Source organism: Pseudoalteromonas sp. KAN5 (genome assembly GCF_022846535.1).
Classification (GTDB): domain Bacteria; phylum Pseudomonadota; class Gammaproteobacteria; order Enterobacterales; family Alteromonadaceae; genus Pseudoalteromonas; species Pseudoalteromonas haloplanktis.
On record NZ_AP025589.1, the window covers coordinates 2,482,892 to 2,506,200 of the forward strand.

The window sequence follows — 23,309 nt, forward strand, 5'->3', positions numbered from 1 at the left end:
ATTAAGTAAAACAGGTTACCATGCTTTTAGAACGAAAATTGTCTAAGGACTGAACGAATAATGAAAAAGAACATTCTTGCTGCGCTAATTGGCTTATCCTGCGCATTAACGGCTACAGCATCTAATGCTGAAGATTTATTACAAGTTTACGAAATTGCTACAGCTAACGATCCAACTGTTTTAAAAGCAAAAGCACAAGCTGACGCACAAGCGTATAACAGTGATCGTGCGATGAGTGCTTTATTACCGCAAATCAATTTCTCTATGGGTTATGATAAAACGGACAGTTCTACATACACTGGGACCGATAACGCAGGTTATATTCATACAGATACTGATACCGATTCATTTAGTCGTAGTCTTACACTCAGTCAAACTCTGTTTGATTTAGGTGCATGGAATTCATTAGGCATAGCTGACAAACAAGCATTGCAAGCAACGGCTCAGTACGACTTTGCTAAACAAGACCTCATTGTTCGTGTTGCAGAGGGTTACTTCAACGTATTAAGCGCCATTGATAATTTAGAGTTTGTACAATCAGAAAAACGCGCTATTGAACGCCAACTTGAGCAAACTAAACAGCGTTACGCTGTAGGTTTAACGGCAATTACCGATGTTCATGAAGCGCAGGCGCAGTACGATAACTCTGTTGCTCGTGAGATCGTCGCAAAAAATGGCGTTGAAACAGCCCGTGAACAGCTTCGCGAGATCACCGGTAAATATCATGCCAAACTTGATACATTAAATACTGAAACGTTTTCTACAGTCAAACCAACCAAGCAATCAACTGATTACATTAAGTTGGCAGAAGAAAACAACTTAAATCTACAAGTGTCAAAAGTAACCGTTGATATTGCTAAAGATCAAATTGATTTAGCGCAAGCCGGCCACTATCCAAGGTTAACATTAGACGCCAGCTACGGTGACACACTTACTGATAGTAACAACAATAATATGAAGCCTCGTGGTGACAGCGCCAATGTAGGCATTAACTTTAGTGTGCCAATTTATTCTGGTGGTGCAACCACAGCTGCGACCGATCAAGCACGTGCTTTTTATGTAGCAGCAAGTGAAGACCTAGAAGCAAGCTTACGTGCAGTTACACGCAATACGATCACTTCGTATAATCAAGTGGTATCTGATATCGCCACCTTTAAAGCCCTTGAGCAAGCCGTTGTTTCCGCGGAAAGTGCATTAAAAGCCACTGAAGCAGGTTTTGAAGTGGGTACTCGTACTATTGTTGATGTATTGATCAGCACACAAAACCTTTTTAATGCAAAACGTAACCTTGCTGATGTGCGTTACCGTTATGTAGTCTCAACACTGCGCTTAAAACAAGCTGCGGGGACTTTAACAAGCGATGACTTACTGGCGATTAATCAAGGCTTAAAAGAAATCTAAACGACTCTTTTAATTAACCCTTTATAAAAGCCAGCAAATTGCTGGCTTTTTTGTATTTTTTTATTCATCCAGTTAAACTAAGTACTTTTCGAATATGAGATATTTCCGTGGTCAACTCATCTGCATTTAAATGGTCTTTCCTAGGCCCGCGTTATTGGCTTACTTGGCTAGGTGTTTTTATTTTATATACGGTCTCTTGGTTACCGTCTAAATTGCAATTATGGTTAGGCAAACAACTTGGTCGCTTGGTACACCGCACGATGAAAAAGCGCCGCCACATTGCTGAAGTTAATATAAAATTATGCTTTCCTGATATGCCTATTGAAGAGCAACGTGCACTGGTTAAACAAAATATGGAAAACACTGGCATTGCAACACTTGAAACAGGTATGGCATGGTGGTGGCCAAATTGGCGGATCAAACGTGTTTATGGTTCTGTGAAAGGACTTGAGCACTTTGAACGCATACAACAAGCTGGTAAAGGCGTGCTATTGCTCGTTCCCCATATTTTACACCTTGAAATAGCCAGCCGTGTAATGGGACTTAATCACCAAGGCATCGGCTTCTATCGTCCGCATAATAATCCGCTAATGGAATTTTTTATGACCCGTGGCCGCTTACGCTCAAATGAGTATTTAATTGGCAAACGCGATGTCAAAGGGCTATTAAAAGCACTGAAAAACAAAAAAGTCTGTTACTACCTGCCCGATCAAGACTATGGCCGTAAACGTTGCGAGTTTGCACCTTTTTTTGCAGTTCAAGATGCAGCAACCACCACTGGAACTTTACTGTTTTCAGCCAGTAAAAACTGTGAAACAGTCAGCTTAACTAGCCGTCGTGATGAGCAAGGAAAATACCATTTAGAAGTATTGCCAGCGCTGGAGAATTTCCCCAGTGGTGATGATAAAGCAGATGTAACTCGGGTTAACCAACGCATAGAGCAAGCTGTAAACGTTGCCCCTGAGCAATATATGTGGCTGCATAGACGTTTTAAAACGCGTCCAGATATCGATGCGCCTTCTTATTACAAGTGACAATATCACTGGAATATGCTTTTATTAACAAATACAAACACAAGAGTATGAGTTATGTGGTTTTGGGTTAAGCATTTATCATTAGCAGCCATTTTAATTGCCGCAGCACTTTATTTTTTATTAGGCCATGGTCCAGTCATGGATATGAAAGAGACTAAAAATGCCGCGGCACAAGGTTTATCGCGCTTTTATTCTGCTTTACGTAACCAAGTTAATAAAAACAATGAACGTGATAAGTATGTACTTAAACTCCCGGCTCCAGATATAAATATTGATGCTGCGTTAACCGAGCGTGCGAAAGTCGTTGAGCCTTCTTCACCAAACTGGACGGGGGAGTATATTCCCAGACGTTTCGAAAACGGCTCCACATTAAAAAAAGTGTTAACTGAATACGCACGTGATGAAGACATCGTCTTATATTGGTATTTAAATAAAGATTATGTAGTCAAAGATCATTTTAGAGTGGATAGTAATTTTAACTCAACTCTCTATCAAGTAGGGCGCGCTATCAACGATGACTTTGAGAACGAAGTCTATACGTTTTTTTGCTTTAAACAACGGGCAGCGGTGATCACTGAGCTGCCCTCTGAATATTTGCGCGAGAATTGCAAACGCCTAAGAAGTTAATTCAAATACCTGCTGCCATGCATTACTAACAAACGCAATATGTGTGGCAAACTCTTCTTTAGTTACACAACGCCCCTGCTGATCTAAGCTCAATACATGATAACGAGAGCGGTAATCAATATAAGCTGCAATCAAGCCTTGCTTAGTCTCTTTACTAATACAACCAAGGCGAGCCGCATCAGTTAAGATCCTGACATTATCTGAATAGGTTGTTAGCTCATCAAAACGGTGAGCATTATTGAGCACTAAGTATTGTGTTAAAAACTCAATATCAGCAATGCCACCGGCATCTTGCTTTAAATCAAATTCAATATCATTACCTTTGGCTAGATGCGTTCGCATTTTTTCACGCATGGTGATCACATCTTCTTTGAGCTTTTCTGGATCTCGTTGCTGGCACAAAATACCTAAACGAATTTTCGCAAACCGCTGTTGTAATTCAGCTTGGCCAAAAATCATGCGTGAACGCACCAAAGCCTGATGCTCCCATGTCCACGCTTGAGTTTGCTGGTAATGATTAAAACTTTCTAAATTGATAGCCATTAGCCCTGAAGCGCCTTCTGGGCGTAATCGCGTATCCAGCTCATATAAAATACCCGATGCTGTACGGGTATTAAATAGATGCATTAATCGTTGCGCCAGTTTTAAGTAAAACTGACGAGAATCAATCGCTTTGCTACCATTTGTTTGCTCTGAGCCATCACTATTATGTACAAAAACTAAGTCAAGATCGGAATCATAACCAACTTCAAAACCACCGGTTTTACCGTATGCAATAACAGCAAAGCCTTTATGTTCATCATCAGTATTAGGGGGAGTACCAAAGCGCTGTGCCATTTGTTGCCACGCCAGATTAACAGCTTGCTCTACAATTGCTTCAGCTAATGCAGTTAAGTGATCGCTGACCTTCATTACATCTAGTACACCCGTTGCATCAGCGGCAGCAATACGCAATTGATGGGTTTGTTTAAATTGACGCAGCGCCTCCATTTGCTGCTCTAGATCTTCACCATCAATACGTAAAAAATAGTGACGTATTTCATCTTTGTAGGCACTCAATGGGGTTGGCTTATACAGCACCGCAGGGTCAATTAGCTCATCAAGTAAAATGGGATATCGAGAAATATGTTCACCAATCCATTTACTGTGACAGCATAATGAAACTAATTGCTTTAACGCACCTGGATTTTCATAGAGTAATTCTAAATACGCTGTACGTGAAATAACCTTACTTAACACTTGGCAGATCATACTAAATACATCACCGGTTACCTGACTATCAGCAAGTTGCTTCAACAATAACGGCATGAGTTTATCGAGAATGTCACGACCGCGGTGACCAATTTTGGTTTTTGTTAACCGCGCTCTAAAATCTTCTAGCGGTATTTGCCACGCATCATTGGGTTGTTCTAACACGCTAATATCGGTATGCTCCCAAGCACTAATAAAGGCACTTTCACATGGATCGACAGGTTCACTTTCATAGCCAATAACTTGCTCAAACTCACTATGTATACCCGCCATAATGCCATTTATTTGCGCTAAAGAGGCGTTGAAGTCCCCTTGCCCTAACAAGTAATTTAACCGCTGTTGATTGAGTTCATCATCAGGTAATGTTTGCGTTTGTTGATCGGCAAATATTTGTAAATACTGTTCTACGCGTCTTAAGAATAAATAATTATACCGTAATAACTGCGCTTCACTTTCAGCAATAATTTGAATATTCTCAAGTTCCGCTAATGCTTTTTGCAAGGATTGCGTTTGCAAATTTGCTTCTCGACCGCCCCTTACCATTTGCAAAGCTTGCACCACAAACTCCACTTCTCGAATACCACCTGCACCTAGCTTTATATTGTTAGTCAAACGCTTACGGCGTACTTCTTGGGCTATCATTTGTTTCATTTTACGTAGTGATTCGATCACTGAAAAATCAATATAACGACGATATACAAATGGTTTTAATAACTGGTAAAACTCATCGCTATAACGGGTTGGCGCGCCAATCAAACGCCCTTTAAGCATGGCATAACGCTCCCACTCACGACCTTGATCTTGATAATAGTCTTCTATTGCAGTGAAACTCATCACTAAAGGACCACTTTCGCCAAACGGACGCAGTCGCATATCAACTCTAAACACTTGGCCATCAACTGTGCTTTGGTTCAGTGCTGCAATCAGCTTTTGCGCAACTTTAGTGTAGAATACTTGCGCCTCTAACGAGCGACGCCCGCCTTGAGTTTTGACGCTGCGAGGATAAGAAAAGATTAAATCGATGTCAGAGGAGTAATTTAATTCTTGGCCACCTAATTTGCCCATGCCCAGAACCATCATTGCTAATGGTTGATGTTGATCATCTAATGGTTCGCCGTTTACGATAGCAACTTGAGCAAATGCCCAACGATTAGCACTATCAATTAACTGATCAGCAAGTGCTGAAATATAGCCAATGCTGTCTGCAATGTCGTTGTTATAACATAAATCTAAACACGCGACTTTTAACCAATAACGTTCACGATAACGACGTAAAATTTTATGACACTGCGCTTCATCCACTTCTGCCAAATTTAACTCTTGAAATGGATCTGGGCAATCACGCAAATTCATTTGCGTATCAGACAATAGTATTTCAATTAACTGTGGTTGAGATTGCAAACAACGCCATGCAAAGTCACTCAAGCCTATCAATTTAATAATTAATTCACTTGGGGAGCGTTCAGGGTAAAGCTGTACAAAGCGCTCGCGACCGAGGTTGTCGAGTGCTGCTGGAAGTTGCTCGCTTAGTGTCATCAAATACTCTCTTTTATATCTGTCGTAACCGTACTAGAATGATTAACATAATAATAACCACTCTAGGTTCTTAATGTCATATTTATCTTTATCTAACACTAGTTTACTTGCGATTGCTATCTGTTTTACGGTTATTTGTGTAGCAGTTATTTGTTTACGTGTAATTAGTCAGCTCAAGGCTAAGCAGGCTTTAAAAGAAGAACTAGCTCAGCATGATAACTTTGCAATGGGGATCAGCTTTGCCTCAGAAATCAGTGTAGTGATCGCTACGATGGCTTTCTTATTTGATGAAATCAATATTAGCGCAGCCCAATCAAACCCGATTAAAGTAGTTGTATTAATAGTGCTTTTATTCACTTTTATCAAAGTAGGTCACCTCATACACCGTAAGTGGATTTTACACCGCTTTAACGAAGAAGCCGCCATCTTAAAACAAAATGTCTGTGCCGCTTTAGTTGATTCAGGCATGTTGATAGCCAACTTTATCATTACCTTAGGACTTTATAACTGGTCTCACACGCAAGGATTTAGCAATTTGCTCATCGCATTTGTTAGCTTCTTTTTACTCCAAGGTTTTTTTGCTTTAGACAGCAAACTACGTGAATACCGTTTTGCCCGCGCTAATCAAGGCGCGTCATTACAAAATAATTTTAATTTAGAAAACACCTCAATCGGCATCCGCTATGCGGGTAAATCGATCGGACTTGCATTAGCTATCTATGCAGGCCTAGCCAGCGCGACCTTCCATAGTGGTAAAATGGTTGAGAATTTATTCACATTAGCTTTACATTGCGGCACTATGTGGTTATTACTGTATTTATTAACGACTATTATCAAGTTCATTTCTTTGCCAAACATTGATACTGCGCTTGAAATTGATCATCAAGATAATATTGGCGTAGCCTGCATTGAATTTGCTGTTTTCAGTGCAATAGGCTATTTACTAATAAGCATGTTTTCAGTTTAAGCTTGGAAATATTCAAACACGTGGGGCCTTATGCCGTTTGAAGTAAGTAACTATCTACTGATCGACAACGACAGTGAATTCAGTCGGCAATTTACTGAGCACTATTTTGCTCAGCCACACGGAACTCGCCCCAGCACTTTAGTGGTAGCAGGCACACACACCCGCCAATTAGTAAAGTTAATGTTTGATGAGCTAATCAAAGATTACTGCTATTGTGATTTTAGCAATGAAATTAGCGTGTCAGAATTAGCCAGTTACTTACACGAGCATCATGATATTGCCGGGGTGCTATTCAATGAAACGGATTATTTACTCGCTGATGATAAACAACGGTTTATATTTAACTCATTACACTCTGTTCGCTTTTTAATAAAAGAAACCGTTGATGGCTATCAATTTGAACCGGTCACCGATGTCGCGCAGAACAATCATTTATCATGTCAAACTGAAATAGCCGAGACCCCGCAAGATTTAGATGCATTATGCGAAAAGCTCAATAACTAATTATGCAGCTCTCACAATTAGTATTTGCACCAAAGAGATGACTTACTTACCATAACAACATTAGCTATTTTTGTTGAAGGTCAACATGCGAGTTCCTCATATTTATCAAGCAAGTTCCATTGAAATTGCCACCCGAGTGCAATTAGAAGATGATGCCGCAGGCCACATTGGTCGCGTGTTACGTATGAAAGTTGGTGAGCATATTTCATTGTTTAATGGCCAAGGTGGCGAATACCTGTGTGAACTCATTGACGTTAGTAAGAAATCAGTCGTGGCAATGCCACTTTCATTTGCTGACAAAGACGTTGAATCACCACTTAGCATTCACTTAGGGCAAGGTATTTCCCGTGGCGATAAAATGGACTTTACGATTCAAAAATCGGTGGAGTTAGGGATCACTGAGATCACGCCGATTTTTAGCCAACGTTGCGGGGTTAAATTAAGCCCTGAAAGACTTGCAAAGAAACACCTACAATGGCAAAAAATAGCCATTGCAGCTGCCGAGCAATCAGGACGTAATACTATAACCACCATTCACCCACCGATTGATCTTAGCCAATGGCTTGCACAAAACAGTGACGAAATTAAACTGACCCTGCACCCTCGCGCGGAGCACAGCATCAAAACAATCCAAGTTCCCAGTGCTGGCGTACGCTTCTTAGTGGGTCCTGAGGGCGGTTTTACCGATGAAGAAATTGCGCAAACCAAACAACACGCATTTGTTGATATTCGTATTGGTCCACGTGTATTGCGAACTGAAACTGCCGCTTTAACGGTCTTAAGTGCATTACAGCTACAATTTGGCGATTTAGCTAATTGAAAATAGCTAAATCACCCTCATATCAATAGTAATATATTCAGTAAGGCAACGAACATGGCAATTAAATTAGGTATAATTTCGGATCCGATCAGTGGATTTAACATCAAAAAAGACACTGGTTTTGCAATGATGATGCAAGCCCAAAACCGCGGCTATGAAATTTACTATATGGAAATGAATGATCTTTCATTACGTAAAGGCAAAGCCTATGCCACAGCAGCAAAAGCAACCGTTTTTGACGATGTTAACCACTGGTATGAACTTGAAGAAAAGACCACCATCGCACTTGCTGATTTAGATGTTATTTTAATGCGAAAAGATCCGCCTTTTGATACTGAATACATTTACGCCACGTACATTTTAGAACGCGCAGAACTTGAAGGCACATTGATTATTAATAAGCCACAGAGTCTACGTGATGCGAACGAAAAATTATTTACAGCATGGTTTAGTGAACATACTCCTGACACCTTAGTAACCCGTTGTAAACACCAAATTCGCGCATTCTTGGCCGAACATAAAGACATTATCCTAAAGCCTTTAGATGGCATGGGGGGCGCGTCGATTTTTCGTGTCACTGAGCATGATGCCAACATCGGCGTTATCTGTGAAACACTCACCGAACACGGTAGTCGTTTTGCCATGGCACAAAATTATATCCCTGAAATCAAGCAAGGCGATAAACGTGTATTGGTAGTGGATGGTGAAGTGATCCCTTATTGCCTAGCTCGGATCCCGCAAAATGGTGAAACACGTGGTAATTTAGCCGCAGGTGGCCGCGGTGAAGCACGCCCGATCAGTGACTCTGACCGGAAAATTGCCGAAGCCGTAGCGCCAACATTAAAAGCGAAGGGACTTATATTTGTAGGCCTAGATATCATTGGTGATAAATTAACAGAAATTAACGTGACGGCACCAACCTGCGTAAAAGAAATTGAAGCCGCTTATGATATTTCAATTACTGGGCGCTTATTTGATGCCATAGAAAGAAAACTGAGCCATACTTAAATTTACTAACAATAAAGGGGTATCGTTATGCAATCATTAGAAAATCATTTTTTAATCGCAATGCCATCAATGCAAGACCCTTTTTTTAAACGTGCTGTCGCGTATATTTGTGAGCACAATGAAGACGGGGCTATGGGGCTGGTGATCAATCAGCCCATCAATATTACTGTCGGTGATTTACTCGACAAAATAGAGATCGATAACGACAAGTCAGCCCATGCCGCAAGTGTTGCTGTATTTGCAGGAGGGCCGGTAAAAACGGATCGTGGTTTTGTGCTGCATTCGCCAAAATCCGGTTATAGCGCAAGCCAAGAACTCAGCAGTGATATTATGATCACCACATCCAAAGACGTATTGGCCAGTTTAACCACAGCGCAAGCGCCGGAACAGTTTATTATTACACTCGGTTACTCTGGTTGGGAACAGGGGCAACTTGAGCAAGAACTGCTAGAAAATTCATGGCTTATTATTAAAGCTGATCCTGATATTATTTTTAACACTCCAATTGAACAGCGCTGGGAAAAAGCAGTCGCGACTCTTGGCATTGATATTAGCCAATTAAGTTCTGAAGTTGGCCACGCGTGAGCGTGGTCAAGCAGCAATATAACGCACAGAGATAACATGACAAAGAAACAACTAAAGCCCAAGGGTCAACGTACCGTAATGGGCTTTGATTTTGGCACCACCAGCATTGGCGTTGCAATTGGCCAAGAGTTAACAGGCACAGCCTCAAGTCTCACTGCAATTAAAGCAAAAGATGGCATACCTAATTGGGATTTTATTAAAAAGCATGTCGATGAATGGCAGCCTGATTTACTGGTTGTCGGTTTACCGCTCAATATGGATGGTAGTAATCAAGAAGTTACTTTCAAAGCTAAAAAGTTTGCCAACCGCTTACATAACCACTATGGACTTCCTGTAGAGACTCAGGACGAACGTTTAACCACTGCGGACGCCAAAGCACGTTTATTTGAGCAAGGCGGTTACCGTAGCTTAGGTAAAGGCAATGTTGATAATATGTCGGCGGTTATTATTCTGGAAAGTTTCTTTGAACAAGCTTACCAGTAACTATCAAAACCACCTAAATGCAAAGCTTGCTGCGCGATGATCATATCAACAACATCGCGGCGAATAAACTGACCACTAAAATCAGTGATACCTTGTGGCTGTCTTCCTGCTAAAAAATGCCTCTAATCATAATACACCTCATCATGAATATTGATTTCAGTTGCTTGGTGTAATTGCGGCTGCTCAGCAGCCAAAGCAAAAAATGGTGTACTCACAATATGAGTGGTAGTCGTCACAAGTAACCATTTGATGCTTTTTTCATACTACTGACCTTTGGGCTCTAGCCCATCGATGGTAACTCCTTGTAAAAAGCCAGCTCCTTGCTGTTCATTGTTTCTAAGCTTAATCATCAAACGTAAATCGTTTGGTGAGTCAGCGTGGTGCAATGCATCAGCATAGTTAATTCGCTGCTGCTTATAAAGTTCAAACAATGCCTGATCAAAAGTTTGCATACCCATGTCTTTTGCTTTCGCCATGGCTTCTTTTATACCGCCAATGTCACCTTTTTTGATAAGCTCGCCAACAATTGGCGTATTCAGCAAAATTTCGATCGCAGCCACACGGCCATTGCCATCAGCGGTAGGCACTAACTGTTGCGCAATAATAGCGCGTAAATTTAAAGATAGGTCATATTTTAACTTGTCGTGCTTTTCTTTTGGCACTAAATGCATGATCCGATCAATCGCTTGGTTAGCATTATTAGCATGCAGAGTTGCCACACATAAATGCCCTGTTTCAGCAAAACTCAGTGCATATTCCATGGTCTCTTGTGAGCGTATTTCACCAATTAAAATAACATCTGGAGCTTGGCGCAATGAACTTTTAAGAGCCGATTCAAAGCTTTCCGTATCAAGGCCAACTTCACGTTGGGTAATAATACTTTTTCGATGTTCATGTACAAATTCAATGGGATCTTCAATAGTTAAAATATGTCCACGTTGATTACGGTTACGATAACCTAATAGTGCAGCAAGAGAGGTCGATTTACCCGTCCCAGTACCACCAACGAATAACACTAGGCCCCGCTTCGCCATGATCACATCTGTCAGCGTTGAAGGTAGACCAAGCTCTGTGACGTCTGGAATTTTTGTAACAATGCGGCGAATAACCATACCGGCACGATCACGTTGCCAAAATGCCGAGATCCTAAAACGCCCTTCATCAGTAGCAATTGCAAAATTACATTCTTTAGTACTATGAAACTCTGCTTTTTGTTTTTCATTCATCGCTGATTCGACTAACGCGAGCGACTCCTCATCTGATATTTTTTCGTCACCTAATGCAATCAACTCACCATTAATCTTAGCGCTGACCGGCAATTGACTTGAAACAAATAAATCAGACCCTTGCTTTTCAAGCATCAATCGTAAAAAGTAATCTAGAGAATGTGTCATTACTGTCCACCAAAGTTATTTTTATCTTGTGCTTTAGCGCGCGCCTCAGCATTGGTAACTACACCGTGGTTTACTAAATTGGTTAAACATTGATCCATCGTTTGCATACCGTGTGATGCACCTGTTTGAATAGATGAATACATTTGCGCAATTTTATCTTCGCGGATCAAGTTACGGATCGCAGGCACTGCAATCATAATTTCATGGGCTGCGACTCGTCCCCCGCCCACTTTTTTCAATAAAGTTTGTGAAATAACCGCACGCAATGATTCTGAAAGCATTGAGCGGATCATGCTTTTTTCTTCGCCAGGGAATACATCAATAATACGGTCAATGGTTTTTGGTGCTGAGGTAGTATGCAAAGTACCAAATACTAGATGACCAGTTTCAGCCGCGGTCATAGCAAGGCGAATGGTTTCTAAATCACGTAGCTCACCCACTAGTATAACATCAGGGTCTTCACGCAAAGCGCTACGCAGTGCTGCAGAGAAACTATGAGTATCACGGTGAACTTCACGCTGGTTGATCAGTGATAATTTATTGTCATGAACAAACTCGATTGGATCTTCAATAGTTAAAATATGATGATGTTTATGTTGGTTAATATAATCGACCATTGCAGCTAAGGTGGTTGATTTACCAGAACCGGTTGGCCCAGTAACGAGTACCAAGCCGCGTGGCGTATCTGAGATTGTTTTGAAGATATCGGGGGCGCCTAAATCATCGAGTGTTAAAACTTCGCTAGGGATAGTACGAAATACCGCTGCAGGGCCACGGTTTGAGTTAAAGGCATTAACACGAAAACGTGCTAAATTTGGCACTTCAAACGAAAAGTCCACTTCTAAGTTTTGTTCGTAGTCCTTGCGTTGATTATCGTTCATAATGTCGTAAACTAGGCTGTTCACATCTTTGTTTTCCAGCGCTGGTATATTAATACGTCGCACATCGCCATCAACACGGATCATTGGCGCAACCCCTGATGATAAGTGTAAATCGGATGCTTTGTGCTGCACACTAAAGGCCAATAATTCGGTAATATCCATTTATGACTCCACAACTAACTGATAATTATATGGTTACAATAGCAGAACGACTTAAATCCGCCTATGCTAGAATTGCCCTCGCGGCAAAAAAACATCATCGTAACGAAGGTGATGTTTGCTTGTTGGCTGTGTCGAAAACCAAGCCTGCTGATTTTATTTTAGCGGCTTATCAACAGGGCCACCGAGAATTTGGTGAATCATACGTCCAAGAAGCTGTAGATAAAATAACCCAACTAGCAAATTATAGCGATATAGTTTGGCATTTCATTGGCCCGATTCAATCAAATAAAACCGCGGCAGTGGCTGAACATTTTGACTGGGTACAGAGTGTTGACCGTGAGAAAATAGCAAAACGTTTAAACAGACAAAGGCCAACAGATAAAGCCCCGTTAAAAGTACTGATCCAAGTGAATATTAGTTTAGAAGAGACTAAGTCAGGTTGCCAGCCAGCGCAACTCGATACCTTAGCTGAATGCATTCACCACTGCCCGAACTTAGAGTTACGTGGGCTGATGGCTATTCCAGCAAAAACAGACGACAAGCAGCAACAAATACAATATTTTGAGCAATTACGGGCTTGCTTTGATAGACTTAAAGCCCAATATCCTCAAATAGACACCGTATCGATGGGGATGAGTGGTGATGTAGAAGCTGCGATTGCAGCAGGCTCAACCATGGTACGCATCGGCACGGATATTTTTGGCCAACGAAGCTAAGGTGATAACTAAGATATGACAGATAAAACAATTGCATTCATAGGCACAGGTAATATGAGCTACGCCATTATTGGCGGCATGGTAAAAAAAGGCTTTGCTGCATCGAATATTATTGCAACAAACCGTAACCAAGAAAAACTCGCTAAGGTAGCAGCAGATTTCGGGGTTAAAACCACCGCAGATAACAACGCAGCACTGCGTGATGCCGATGTTATTGTGTTATCTGTAAAACCGCAAATGATGGGCGATTTATGCCAATCTTTTCAAGATTCTGGTATCGACTTTAGCGATAAGCTATTTATCTCTGTGGCAGCAGGCTTAACCGTTAAACGGTTACGTGAAATGCTTGGTCAAGACGTTAAAATGGTCCGTTGTATGCCAAACACACCATCATTGCTCGGTCGTGGTGTATCAGGTTTATTTGGCGCAGGCGAAACTACGCAAGAGCACGAGTTTGTACAGCAAGTATTTGAATGTACGGGTATTGCTGTGTGGGTTGAGCAAGAATCTCAAATTAACGATATTATTGCCGTAACGGGTTCGTCTCCTGCGTACTTTTTCTTATTTATGGAAGCTATCGAAGAAAAAGCCAAAGCGTTGGGCTTTAGTGATGAAGATGCACGTCGCTTAGTGCAGCAAACTGCACTAGGCGCAGCCGAAATGGCGGTATCGCAACCTGAAATCAGTATTTCACAGTTACGCGCTAATGTGACCTCAAAAGGCGGCACCACACACGCTGCAGTTGAGCATCTAAAAGCGCAAGGGCTAACTGGCACCGTCGCTGATGCAATGGATGCCTGTATCGCCCGTGCAGAACAAATGGAGCAAGAGCTTTAAAAGCGCTTAGCCCAATTTAATGTTTAAGGTTTTTTAATTAAGGTACGTTATGAACGCCATGCAATTTTTAATAAGCACATTATTCGATCTATTTTTAATGGTCGTATTGCTGCGCTTTTGGTTACAAGCCGCTAAAGCTGACTTTTACAATCCGTTGAGTCAGTTTGTAGTTAAAGCGACTTCATTTGCTGTAAACCCTCTGCGTAAAATTATTCCAGGTTTAGGTGGCTTAGACTTAGCCTCATTATTGCTGGCGTTCATTGTCGCTGCGGCAAAAATTACTGCGTTGATCTTTTTAGTGGGCGCAACTTGGGAGGTGGGCTTTGTACTCTTTAATGCCCTAGTAACAGTAGTTAAAGAAGGTCTAAACTTGCTGTTTTGGGTGTTAGTTATCCGCGCCTTATTGAGCTGGGTTAGCCAAGGCAATAACCCTATCGAAGCTGTTTTCCACCAATTAACAGAGCCAATGCTTAGACCTATTCGTAAAGTATTACCGCCACTTGGTGGTTTAGATTTATCAATTTTAGTGCTAATTATTGCACTACAATTTGCCCAATTTTTGTTTATGGATTTAATCCGTTAATCTCATTCTTCACACCGAGGCCTATAAATTTAGGCCTCTTACTTAAGAGCTTCCTATGAAAAAAATAGTGAGTATTTTATTCTTTGCATTAGCTGGTATTACATTTAGCGCTCACAGTGAGAAAATGCAAGGTGCGCAATATAAAGAGCTTGGCCCATGGCAAGTGCACTATATTGCTTTCCCATCTACGTTTGTTCAACCACAAATAGCCAAAGCTTACGGTCTAGAGCGTAGTGGTTACAAAGGGATTATTAATATTTCAATTTTGAAAAATAATGCCGATGCAACAGCGCAAACAGCCACTCTTAAAGGTACAGCTAGAAATTTACTCGGCAATAAACAAACCTTAGATTTTAAAGAAGTCATTGAAGGCGACTCGATTTACTATCTTGCACAAGTTGATTTTACCAATGAAGAAATTCTTCGCTTTGAAGTTGAAATACAACAAGCTAACCAATTTCAAAAGCTGCAATTCCAGCAAAAATTTTATGTAGATTAAACCATGAAAAAAACCTTAGTTTTAGCCACAGGTAACCAAGGAAAGGTCAATGAATTAGCACAGATGCTAAGCCCGCTTGAAATAAACGTCGTACCACAAAGCGATTTTAACGTGTCAGCAGTCGCCGAAACTGGCACCACCTTTGTTGAAAATGCCATTATTAAAGCCCGCCATGCAGCAAAAGTAACCGGCTTACCAGCCATAGCCGATGACTCTGGTTTAGAGGTAGATGGGTTAAACGGTGCACCGGGAGTTTACTCTGCACGTTTTGCAGGGGAACAAGCCAGCGATCAAGATAATATAGATAAACTATTAAACGAACTTGCTGATAACCCTAACCGCAGCGCACGATTTTGGTGTGTATTAGTATTAATGCGCCACGCCGATGATCCTACTCCACTAATTTGCAGTGCGAGCTGGGAAGGTCAGATAACACAAAGCCAAGACGGTCAAGGTGGCTTTGGTTATGATCCCGTATTTTATGTTCCAGAACTTAAGTGCACCAGCGCTCAGCTGACTAAAGAACAAAAAAATGCTGTTAGCCATCGTGGCACAGCATTACAGCGCTTACTAACTGAGCTTAAGCTCAAAGGCGGCCTGTGAATTTACCACCGTTAAGCTTATACGTGCACGTGCCTTGGTGCGTGCAAAAATGCCCTTATTGTGACTTTAATAGTCACGGTCAAAAAGGCGATATTCCTGAAAAGGAATATGTACAACATCTCATTGATGATTTAAAAACCGACTTACACTTAGTGCAAGGGCGAAAAATTCACTCCATATTTATTGGTGGCGGCACACCTAGTCTATTAACAGGTGATGCCTATGTAACATTGCTAAGCGCTGTTGAGCAATTAATTGGCCTGAGTGAACACTGCGAAATTACCTTAGAGGCCAACCCCGGCACCGTGGAAACTGGCCGTTTTAAAGAATACGTCGCAGCGGGAATTAATCGTATCTCAATCGGTGTGCAAAGCATGCAAAACGATAAGCTCAAAGCATTAGGACGAATTCACGGTGCAGATGAAGCAACCTATGCCGCACAGCAAGCCCATGACGCGGGCCTAACGAGCTTTAACCTTGATTTGATGCACGGCTTGCCTGGCCAATCATTAGATGATGCGCTGAGTGATTTGAAAAAAGTGATAGCCTTAAATCCGCCTCATATCTCGTGGTATCAACTGACAATTGAAGCCAATACCCAATTTGCTTCTAAGCCACCGACTTTGCCAGCGGATGACATTTTGTGGGATATTCAGGAGCAAGGCCAAGCACTGCTTGCAGCAGCAGGCTACCAGCAATATGAAATATCAGGCTACGCAAAACCAGGTTACCAATGCCAACACAACCTAAATTATTGGCGCTTCGGCGACTATTTAGGCATAGGCTGTGGTGCCCATGCTAAGGTAACTGACGCTAAAACAGGCATCATTACCCGAACTGAAAAAGTAAAGCATCCACGCGGATATATGGATCTAGCGAAGCCTTATTTATTTAAACAATGGCGAGTTGAACAACAAGACTTACCGTTTGAATTTTTTATGAATCGCTTGCGGTTATTTGAACCATGCCCAATCAATGACTTTACTGCATTAACGCAATTACCACTGCAAAGCCAAGCCAAGGCACTACAACAAGCAGTAGTAAAGGGGTTGCTCATACAAACGGATAACCATTGGCAAGTAAGCCAAAAAGGTCATCGTTTTTTAAACGACCTGCTAGAATTATTTGTGTAATTACCTCTGGTGATTACTTCATTTTAATAATAACTAATAACCTGTAATGGTTTCTAACAACAAAAGGGAAAACATGCGTAAACTTACCTTTATCGCCGCCGCAGTGAGTATTGCACTGCTAGGTGGTTGCCAGCAAACACCTGAGCAATCAAGCACACCCATTGTACAATCACAGCCTGTGCAAAGTGAAATAGACAAAGCCAATGCATTTTTCGAAGATACCTTCAACCGCGATGTAATGAGCAGCCCGGTTTACCAAACTTATATGGGTATCAAAAAAGATTATGACAAATGGGATGACGGCAGCGAAGCTCGCGTGCAAAAAGATCATCAACAAACCAAAGATGATTTAGTTGCCCTAAATGCGATTAACCGTGACTTGCTAGATGACACCACAAAAGTAAGTTATGACCTAAAAAAACAAGAGCTTGAAGAAAGCATTGCCGACTTTAAATGGCGTTACCACAACTACCCTGTAAACCAAATGTTTGGTACTCACTCGATGATCCCAGCATTTTTAATCAACCAACATCAAATTACTGATGTGGCTGATGCAAAAGCGTATATCTCACGTTTAAATGGTGTAACAACCGTAATAGATCAATTGATCAAAGACTTAGATGTACGTGCTGATAAAGGCATTATCGCCCCGAAGTTTGTGTTCCCACATGTGATTGATTCAAGCAAAAATATCATTCACGGTGCGCCGTTTGAAGCGGGTGAAGACTCAACTTTACTAGCTGACTTTAAACGTAAAGTTACAGCTCTTGAAATCGCTCAAGCTGATAAAGACGCGCTAATCACAGACGCTGAAAAAGCCCTAAAAGCCGCTGTTAAGCCATCTTATTCTAAGCTAATTAATTATTTAGCGCAGCTTGAAAAGCGTGCTGATGATCGCGATGGTGCCTGGAAGTTCCCTGACGGCGAAGCGTTTTATAATAATGCCTTAGCGCGTACTACCACCACAGATTTAACCGCGAAAGAAATTCACAGCATTGGTTTAGCTGAGGTTTCACGTATTCATGATGAAATGCGCGAGATCAAAGAAAAAGTCGGCTTTAAAGGCGATTTAAAAGCGTTTATGCAGTTTATGAAAACCGATAAGCAGTTTTACTTACCAAATACTGAAGCCGGTAAGCAGCAATACCTCGATGAAGCGACTGCACTGATCGACAACATGAAATCACGCTTAGACGAACTATTCATTGTAAAGCCAAAAGCAGACATGGTTGTGAAGCGTGTCGAAGCATTCCGTGAAAAAGCAGCAGGTAAAGCATTTTATCAACAGCCTGCACCGGATGGCTCGCGCCCAGGTATTTACTACGCCAACCTTTATGATATGGAAGCAATGCCAACTTACCAAATGGAAGCGCTGGCTTACCACGAAGGTATTCCGGGTCACCACATGCAAATTGCCATTTCGCAAGAGCTTGAAGGCGTACCTAAGTTCCGTAAATTTGGTGGTTACACTGCCTACATTGAAGGCTGGGGTTTATACTCTGAATTACTACCAAAAGAAATGGGCTTATATGAAGACCCTTATTCTGACTTTGGTCGCTTATCAATGGAGCTATGGCGCGCATGTCGCTTAGTTGTAGATACCGGTATCCACGAAATGAAGTGGACTCGTCAACAAGGTATTGATTACTACGTAAATAACACACCAAATGCCACGTCAGACGGCGTTAAAATGGTGGAACGTCACATTGTAATGCCTTCGCAAGCAACGGCTTATAAAGTGGGCATGCTGAAGATTTTAGAACTAAGAGAAGCTGCGAAAGTGAAACTTGGTGATAAGTTTGATATTCGCCAATTCCACGATGTTGTACTTAAAAATGGCGCAGTGCCACTTAACGTACTTGAGAGCTTTGTTGATCAATGGGTTGAAAGTAAATTAGCCATGTAACCAGCTCGGCTATATAACAAATTCAAAGGTCGCACTCGCGGCCTTTTTTATTGCCCATATTATTGAGAAACACTTGACCAGTGAAGGCGTTAGGCTAGGATAGATTGATAAAACGAATAAGAGAGCAACAATGGACGCCTGTATTAACCAACTAAACCAACAAATGCAACAGCATCAGTTACCAGCCATTGTTGATTCATTTGTGCGCTTATCTGACACACAGCAAACGCTGCAATTACTGCATTTGTATGAAAGCGCCCAACGAATGAGCGTAAAATATGCTTACTTACAAAATATTGCCACACGGATACTAACCCAACACTCACTACCAACTGCCATGATAAACCAGTTAAATAACATCGATCAGCTAAGCTTTTTTACTCCGGGGTTAAAGTTTAATCATGGTTTTACGCAGCAAAACCAACAGCAAAAAAATGTCTTACACAGCTTATTCAGCGAATCTGATAATACTAAATTACCGTTTAATTATGTTCGTTCATTGATGCTCTTTGAAAGTAACGAAAATTTACTGCAAGCATTAGCACAAATTAATAATGTAGGGCTCACCCCAGTTGCAAGCTATATAGCAAGTAATCCTAATCAGCACTCTTTACCTAAACATGAATTTTCAGCGTTATTAGCATTAATGGAAGTTGAGCTAAAACAAAATAAAGGCAATATAAATACCGCCGCTTTCTTAAAAGCATTACTCACATTAAGCCATTCAATAACTGGGCAACTCAGCGAAGATAAAATACTCCTCTGCGGTGCTTACTTACGCTGTAAAACAGCGCAAGTTGAGCGCTACCTTGTACAAAATAAATGAAATTAATCTGACAAGTAATATTCTACACTGGTTACAACTCGTACTTTTTTTATTTGTGGGGTGTTTGAATCTCTGTCAATAATACTGAATTGCCCTTGTCTTGCAGTGCGGATTTTACCAAGCTTAGATTGTGAATCTTTGGCAAACTTAAGAGCAACTTCACGGGCTTTCTCAGTGGCCTCTTGCACCATTTCTGGCTTGATATCATTTAAGCCAGTAAACATGTATTCAACTCGGGTTTCATAATTATCTTGTACAATTGCAATACCTTGCTTTGCCAACTGCCCCACCTTTGTTAAAGCATTTTGTACTTTATCAGGTTGCTGTGAATACACAGTGATATTAGCACGGGCAATATAACGAAATTGCTGATTCTCAGCGCCATATTCGCGCGCTTGTTTATCAACGATTGATTGTTTACTCAAGCTTATTTCTTGATCATCAAAACCATGTAGCTTCAAAAAGGCGACTACGGCAGTGCTTTTTTGCTCAACCCGCTCAACCAGCTTTTCTAAATTATTATCTGCATCACTAAATTGCACAGGCCAGATAACGGTATCAGCTACAACTTCACGCTCAGCAAGTCCTTTAACTTCAACGGTGCGCTCCATATTTTTTACATCAAGTGCCGCTGATTTTAAAATCCAACCACAACCTAAAATAGCGATGCTTAATACGGCAGCGCCAAGTAATTGGTAATATCCATTTGGCTTATTCATTTACGTTCCTTTGATATTAATCATTAATTTATGGGTATATAGACTCGAAAAATTGACCTAAACAGGTTACATTGAGCATATACCCAAACCACCTCAAGATGCGAGTGTCGTTAGCAAAAAGATTCTCTTGCATCACCTCGCAAGAAAACATACAACCAGCAAGGATAGGCCATGAGTGTAAAACGCATTAGTCAGTTTTTTAACCCTACATCAGTTGCCGTAATTGGTGCCTCTAATAATGTTTCTCGGGCAGGGTTTGTGGTAATGCGTAACTTATTACAAGGCGGATTTAACGGCCCGATAATGCCAGTAAGCCCAACACACAGCGCCGTACATGGCGTACTAGCCTACCCATCAATTGCTTCCCTACCGAAAGTTCCCGACCTTGCGGTGATCTGCACAAACAAGCACACATTGCAGACAATTATTGCTGAATTAGGTGAATTTGGTTGTAAAAATGCCGTAGTGATCGCGGCAGGACTTAATTATGAACAAAAAATAGCACTGCAAGATGCAGCCAAAAAAGCCAAAGTATCACTACTAGGCCCCAATTGTTTGGGTTTACTGATCCCCCATATTGGCCTTAATGCGAGCTTTTCTCACACTGTTGCCAGCGAAGGAAAAATAGCCTTTGTATCGCAATCAGCAGCGGTATGTTCAACCATTTTAGATTGGGCTAAAAATAAAGAAATTGGTTTTTCTTATTTTGTATCTATGGGAGATTGTTTAGATATTGATTTTGCTGAGTTGTTAGACTTTCTAGGTCGCGATGCCAAAACTAAAGCTATTTTGCTCTATATTGATAATATCGAAAACATACGTAACTTTATTTCCGCCGCTCGCGCTGCCGCGTTTAGTAAACCAGTGATCGCCATTAAAACCGGCAAAACAGCCGCAGGAGCACTCGCGGCAGAAATTCACACCGGCGGAAAACAAAGTTCAGATGCCGTGTATGATGCGCTATTTCAACGCGCTGGTATGCTACGAGTAAATGATCTCACAGAGCTGTTCGCTGCCACACAAACCCTTGCCATGCACCCTAAGCTATTAAAAGTAGAGCAACTAACTATTTTAACCAATGGCGGCGGTCCTGGTGTTATGGCCGTTGATAGCCTATTGCAAAGTTCCGGCAAGCTTACGCAACTAAGCGAAGAAACACGCTGCGCGTTAAACAAGGTGATCCCACAGTCAGATATGACCTCTAACCCGGTGGATATTTTTGGTGATTCAGCCCCCGCGCGCTACCAGCAAGCGCTAGAAATTTTACTGCACGCAAAAGAAGTGAAGAACTTACTGATCATTCACACGCCATCAGCACTGGCACCTAGCGAAGATTATGCGTTGATCATTGCACAGACGCTCAATAAGCTACCGAAAATGGCACGTCCTTATGTGATCACAAACTTTATGGGTGAAGATGCCGCCTATGCTGCACGTCGCTTGTGTAGTAACTACGGTATTCCGACTTATCGCACACCAGAGGGCGCCGTTCGTGCCTTTATGCACTTAGTCAGTTATCGCCGCAACCAAAAACACCTTACACAAACTCCGGAATCAAATACAGACGATGCAAAAATTAATAAACAAGCCGCAAAAGCCATCGTTAATGAATTTTTAGCAGAGCAGCAAAGCTACTTATCAACCCATCAAGCGAGTCAAATACTGGCTCACTACGGAGTTGAATGTATTCAAACTGAAGTAGCATACACACCAACAGAAGCGAAAGAGCAAGCTATCGAGTTAGGTTTTCCTGTTGCACTGAAACTGATAAGCCCTAGCATCCCATCTAAATCTGAAGTCGGTGGCGTAGTGCTTAACCTAAATGATGCCCAAGAAGTTGAGCAAACCGCCTTTGCAATGCTGTTACGGATTAAAAACACCTATCCCGACGCCATCATTGAAGGTTTTTCATTACAAAAAATGGCCCCCCGTGCAGGCGCAAATGAACTGCGTATCGCCATCAAAACAGAGCCAAATTTTGGCCCGGTTATTTTACTTGGGGAAGCCGGCACTGGCCTTGAATTTGCTCAAGCAGCGGTCGCTTTGCCGCCATTAAATATGAACTTAGCAAAATACTTAATTGCCGCAGCTCATGATAAAGGCGTACTCAAAGACCGAGTACTACCAGAAAAAGTCGATAAGTATCGCCTCTGTGCGCTACTGACCCGTATTTCGCAGTTAGTGATTGATCAACCTGATATCACTTCTGTAGAGCTAAACCCGATTTTAGCCAGTAACGGACAATTCTTAGTCCTCGATGCCACCATGACTTTAAGCCGCTACCAAATACAGTCGCACCGTAAGCGCTTATCAATCCGCCCTTATCCAATTGAATTGGTTAAGCAAGTAACGCTCAAAAATAATACTCAAGCGACACTGCGACCCATAAAACCTGAAGATGAACAAGCCCATCAAGAGTTTGATCAATCACTTACAAAAGAAGATCGCTACAAACGTTTCTTTGGTGAGTTGCCACAATTTAACCATGATCAACTCGCGAAAATGACGCAGATTGATTACGATCGTGAAATGGCCTTTATTATCACGCAAGACAACGCAACGCTTGGTGTCTCTCGGGTATTAATGGATCCTGACAAACTCCATGCCGAATTTGCTATTGTGGTACGTTCAAACTGCCAAGGGCTTGGCTTAGGTGGTTTGTTAATGCGAGCAGCCATTGAGTATTGCCGCAGCCAAGGGGTACAATTTATTGAAGGTATCACCCTACCAGAAAACACCGGTATGATTGAATTAGCCCGTAAGTTAGGTTTTAAGATCAGTCGTGATTTTGAAGAAGGCAGCATTAACATGGTACTTAATCTCAATAAATAAAC

Annotated in this window: 22 protein-coding genes; 18 read left to right on the forward strand and 4 right to left on the reverse strand. The window is 41.6% G+C overall.

Going from position 1 to position 23,309, the window contains the following annotated elements:
* Positions 1-60: 60 nt before the first annotated feature.
* The 3 genes from tolC (at position 61) to KAN5_RS11110 (ending at position 3,062) form a co-directional block, all read left to right on the forward strand.
* On the forward strand, positions 61-1,401 hold the full coding sequence (gene tolC / locus KAN5_RS11100; RefSeq protein WP_016708180.1) for an outer membrane channel protein TolC: 1,341 nt from the start codon (positions 61-63) through the stop codon (positions 1,399-1,401).
* Between the two features lie 107 nt (positions 1,402-1,508).
* A complete protein-coding gene (gene lpxL, locus KAN5_RS11105) occupies positions 1,509-2,435 on the forward strand; it encodes an LpxL/LpxP family Kdo(2)-lipid IV(A) lauroyl/palmitoleoyl acyltransferase (RefSeq protein WP_016708181.1) in 927 nt (308 codons plus the stop codon).
* Positions 2,436-2,489: 54 nt separating this feature from the next.
* Positions 2,490-3,062, forward strand: coding sequence for a TcpQ domain-containing protein (locus tag KAN5_RS11110; protein WP_016708182.1), 573 nt, complete (start codon positions 2,490-2,492; stop codon positions 3,060-3,062).
* Here KAN5_RS11110 and glnE read toward each other — a convergent pair.
* Positions 3,051-5,849 (reverse strand): bifunctional [glutamate--ammonia ligase]-adenylyl-L-tyrosine phosphorylase/[glutamate--ammonia-ligase] adenylyltransferase, encoded by a 2,799-nt coding sequence (gene glnE, locus KAN5_RS11115; RefSeq protein ID WP_244390946.1) that lies wholly within the window; start codon positions 5,847-5,849, stop codon positions 3,051-3,053. The two genes, KAN5_RS11110 and glnE, sit on opposite strands and share 12 nt — an antisense overlap.
* Before the next feature lie 73 nt (positions 5,850-5,922).
* On the opposite strand from glnE, the gene KAN5_RS11120 reads away from it, so the two are divergent.
* The 6 genes from KAN5_RS11120 (at position 5,923) to ruvX (ending at position 10,216) form a co-directional block, all read left to right on the forward strand.
* Positions 5,923-6,816 (forward strand): hypothetical protein, encoded by an 894-nt coding sequence (locus tag KAN5_RS11120; RefSeq protein WP_016708184.1) that lies wholly within the window; start codon positions 5,923-5,925, stop codon positions 6,814-6,816.
* A 30-nt stretch (positions 6,817-6,846) separates the two neighbouring features.
* Entirely contained in the window at positions 6,847-7,320 is a 474-nt protein-coding gene (locus KAN5_RS11125) for a hypothetical protein (RefSeq protein ID WP_244389711.1), read from the forward strand.
* 85 nt (positions 7,321-7,405) lie between these two features.
* Positions 7,406-8,140 (forward strand): 16S rRNA (uracil(1498)-N(3))-methyltransferase, encoded by a 735-nt coding sequence (rsmE, locus tag KAN5_RS11130; RefSeq protein ID WP_244389712.1) that lies wholly within the window; start codon positions 7,406-7,408, stop codon positions 8,138-8,140.
* Positions 8,141-8,194: 54 nt separating this feature from the next.
* Positions 8,195-9,148, forward strand: a complete 954-nt coding sequence (gshB, locus tag KAN5_RS11135; RefSeq protein ID WP_016708187.1) for a glutathione synthase — start codon at positions 8,195-8,197, stop codon at positions 9,146-9,148.
* A gap of 27 nt (positions 9,149-9,175) precedes the next feature.
* Positions 9,176-9,733, forward strand: a complete 558-nt coding sequence (locus KAN5_RS11140) for a YqgE/AlgH family protein (protein ID WP_016708188.1) — start codon at positions 9,176-9,178, stop codon at positions 9,731-9,733.
* Between the two features lie 36 nt (positions 9,734-9,769).
* The gene (gene ruvX, locus KAN5_RS11145) at positions 9,770-10,216 is read left to right on the forward strand and encodes a Holliday junction resolvase RuvX (RefSeq protein ID WP_016708189.1); all 447 of its coding nucleotides are present in this window, start codon (positions 9,770-9,772) and stop codon (positions 10,214-10,216) included.
* Positions 10,217-10,479: 263 nt separating this feature from the next.
* On the opposite strand, the gene KAN5_RS11150 is transcribed toward ruvX, so the two are convergent.
* Positions 10,480-11,610, reverse strand: coding sequence for a PilT/PilU family type 4a pilus ATPase (locus KAN5_RS11150; protein WP_016708191.1), 1,131 nt, complete (start codon positions 11,608-11,610; stop codon positions 10,480-10,482).
* A complete protein-coding gene (locus KAN5_RS11155; RefSeq protein WP_016708192.1) occupies positions 11,610-12,653 on the reverse strand; it encodes a type IV pilus twitching motility protein PilT in 1,044 nt (347 codons plus the stop codon). The genes KAN5_RS11150 and KAN5_RS11155 overlap by 1 nt, the downstream gene beginning before the upstream one ends.
* A 2-nt stretch (positions 12,654-12,655) precedes the next feature.
* On the opposite strand from KAN5_RS11155, the gene KAN5_RS11160 reads away from it, so the two are divergent.
* The 8 genes from KAN5_RS11160 (at position 12,656) to KAN5_RS11195 (ending at position 19,756) form a co-directional block, all read left to right on the forward strand.
* A complete protein-coding gene (locus tag KAN5_RS11160) occupies positions 12,656-13,369 on the forward strand; it encodes a YggS family pyridoxal phosphate-dependent enzyme (protein ID WP_016708193.1) in 714 nt (237 codons plus the stop codon).
* Positions 13,370-13,384: 15 nt separating this feature from the next.
* Positions 13,385-14,206: a pyrroline-5-carboxylate reductase gene (gene proC, locus KAN5_RS11165; RefSeq protein ID WP_244389713.1), complete on the forward strand. Its 822-nt coding sequence runs from the start codon at positions 13,385-13,387 to the stop codon at positions 14,204-14,206.
* Positions 14,207-14,255: 49 nt separating this feature from the next.
* Positions 14,256-14,789, forward strand: coding sequence for a YggT family protein (locus KAN5_RS11170; protein ID WP_016708195.1), 534 nt, complete (start codon positions 14,256-14,258; stop codon positions 14,787-14,789).
* A 55-nt stretch (positions 14,790-14,844) separates the two neighbouring features.
* On the forward strand, positions 14,845-15,288 hold the full coding sequence (locus KAN5_RS11175; protein WP_244389714.1) for a DUF4426 domain-containing protein: 444 nt from the start codon (positions 14,845-14,847) through the stop codon (positions 15,286-15,288).
* 3 nt (positions 15,289-15,291) lie between these two features.
* A complete protein-coding gene (locus tag KAN5_RS11180) occupies positions 15,292-15,891 on the forward strand; it encodes an XTP/dITP diphosphatase (protein WP_244389715.1) in 600 nt (199 codons plus the stop codon).
* Positions 15,888-17,024, forward strand: coding sequence for a radical SAM family heme chaperone HemW (gene hemW, locus KAN5_RS11185; RefSeq protein WP_244389716.1), 1,137 nt, complete (start codon positions 15,888-15,890; stop codon positions 17,022-17,024). The genes KAN5_RS11180 and hemW overlap by 4 nt, the downstream gene beginning before the upstream one ends.
* A gap of 73 nt (positions 17,025-17,097) precedes the next feature.
* Positions 17,098-18,930: a DUF885 domain-containing protein gene (locus tag KAN5_RS11190; RefSeq protein WP_244389717.1), complete on the forward strand. Its 1,833-nt coding sequence runs from the start codon at positions 17,098-17,100 to the stop codon at positions 18,928-18,930.
* 130 nt (positions 18,931-19,060) lie between these two features.
* On the forward strand, positions 19,061-19,756 hold the full coding sequence (locus KAN5_RS11195; RefSeq protein WP_016708200.1) for a hypothetical protein: 696 nt from the start codon (positions 19,061-19,063) through the stop codon (positions 19,754-19,756).
* A gap of 2 nt (positions 19,757-19,758) precedes the next feature.
* Here KAN5_RS11195 and KAN5_RS11200 read toward each other — a convergent pair whose 3' ends face one another.
* Positions 19,759-20,475: an SIMPL domain-containing protein gene (locus tag KAN5_RS11200; protein ID WP_016708201.1), complete on the reverse strand. Its 717-nt coding sequence runs from the start codon at positions 20,473-20,475 to the stop codon at positions 19,759-19,761.
* 171 nt (positions 20,476-20,646) lie between these two features.
* On the opposite strand from KAN5_RS11200, the gene KAN5_RS11205 reads away from it, so the two are divergent.
* A complete protein-coding gene (locus tag KAN5_RS11205) occupies positions 20,647-23,307 on the forward strand; it encodes a bifunctional acetate--CoA ligase family protein/GNAT family N-acetyltransferase (RefSeq protein WP_016708202.1) in 2,661 nt (886 codons plus the stop codon).
* Positions 23,308-23,309: the final 2 nt, after the last annotated feature.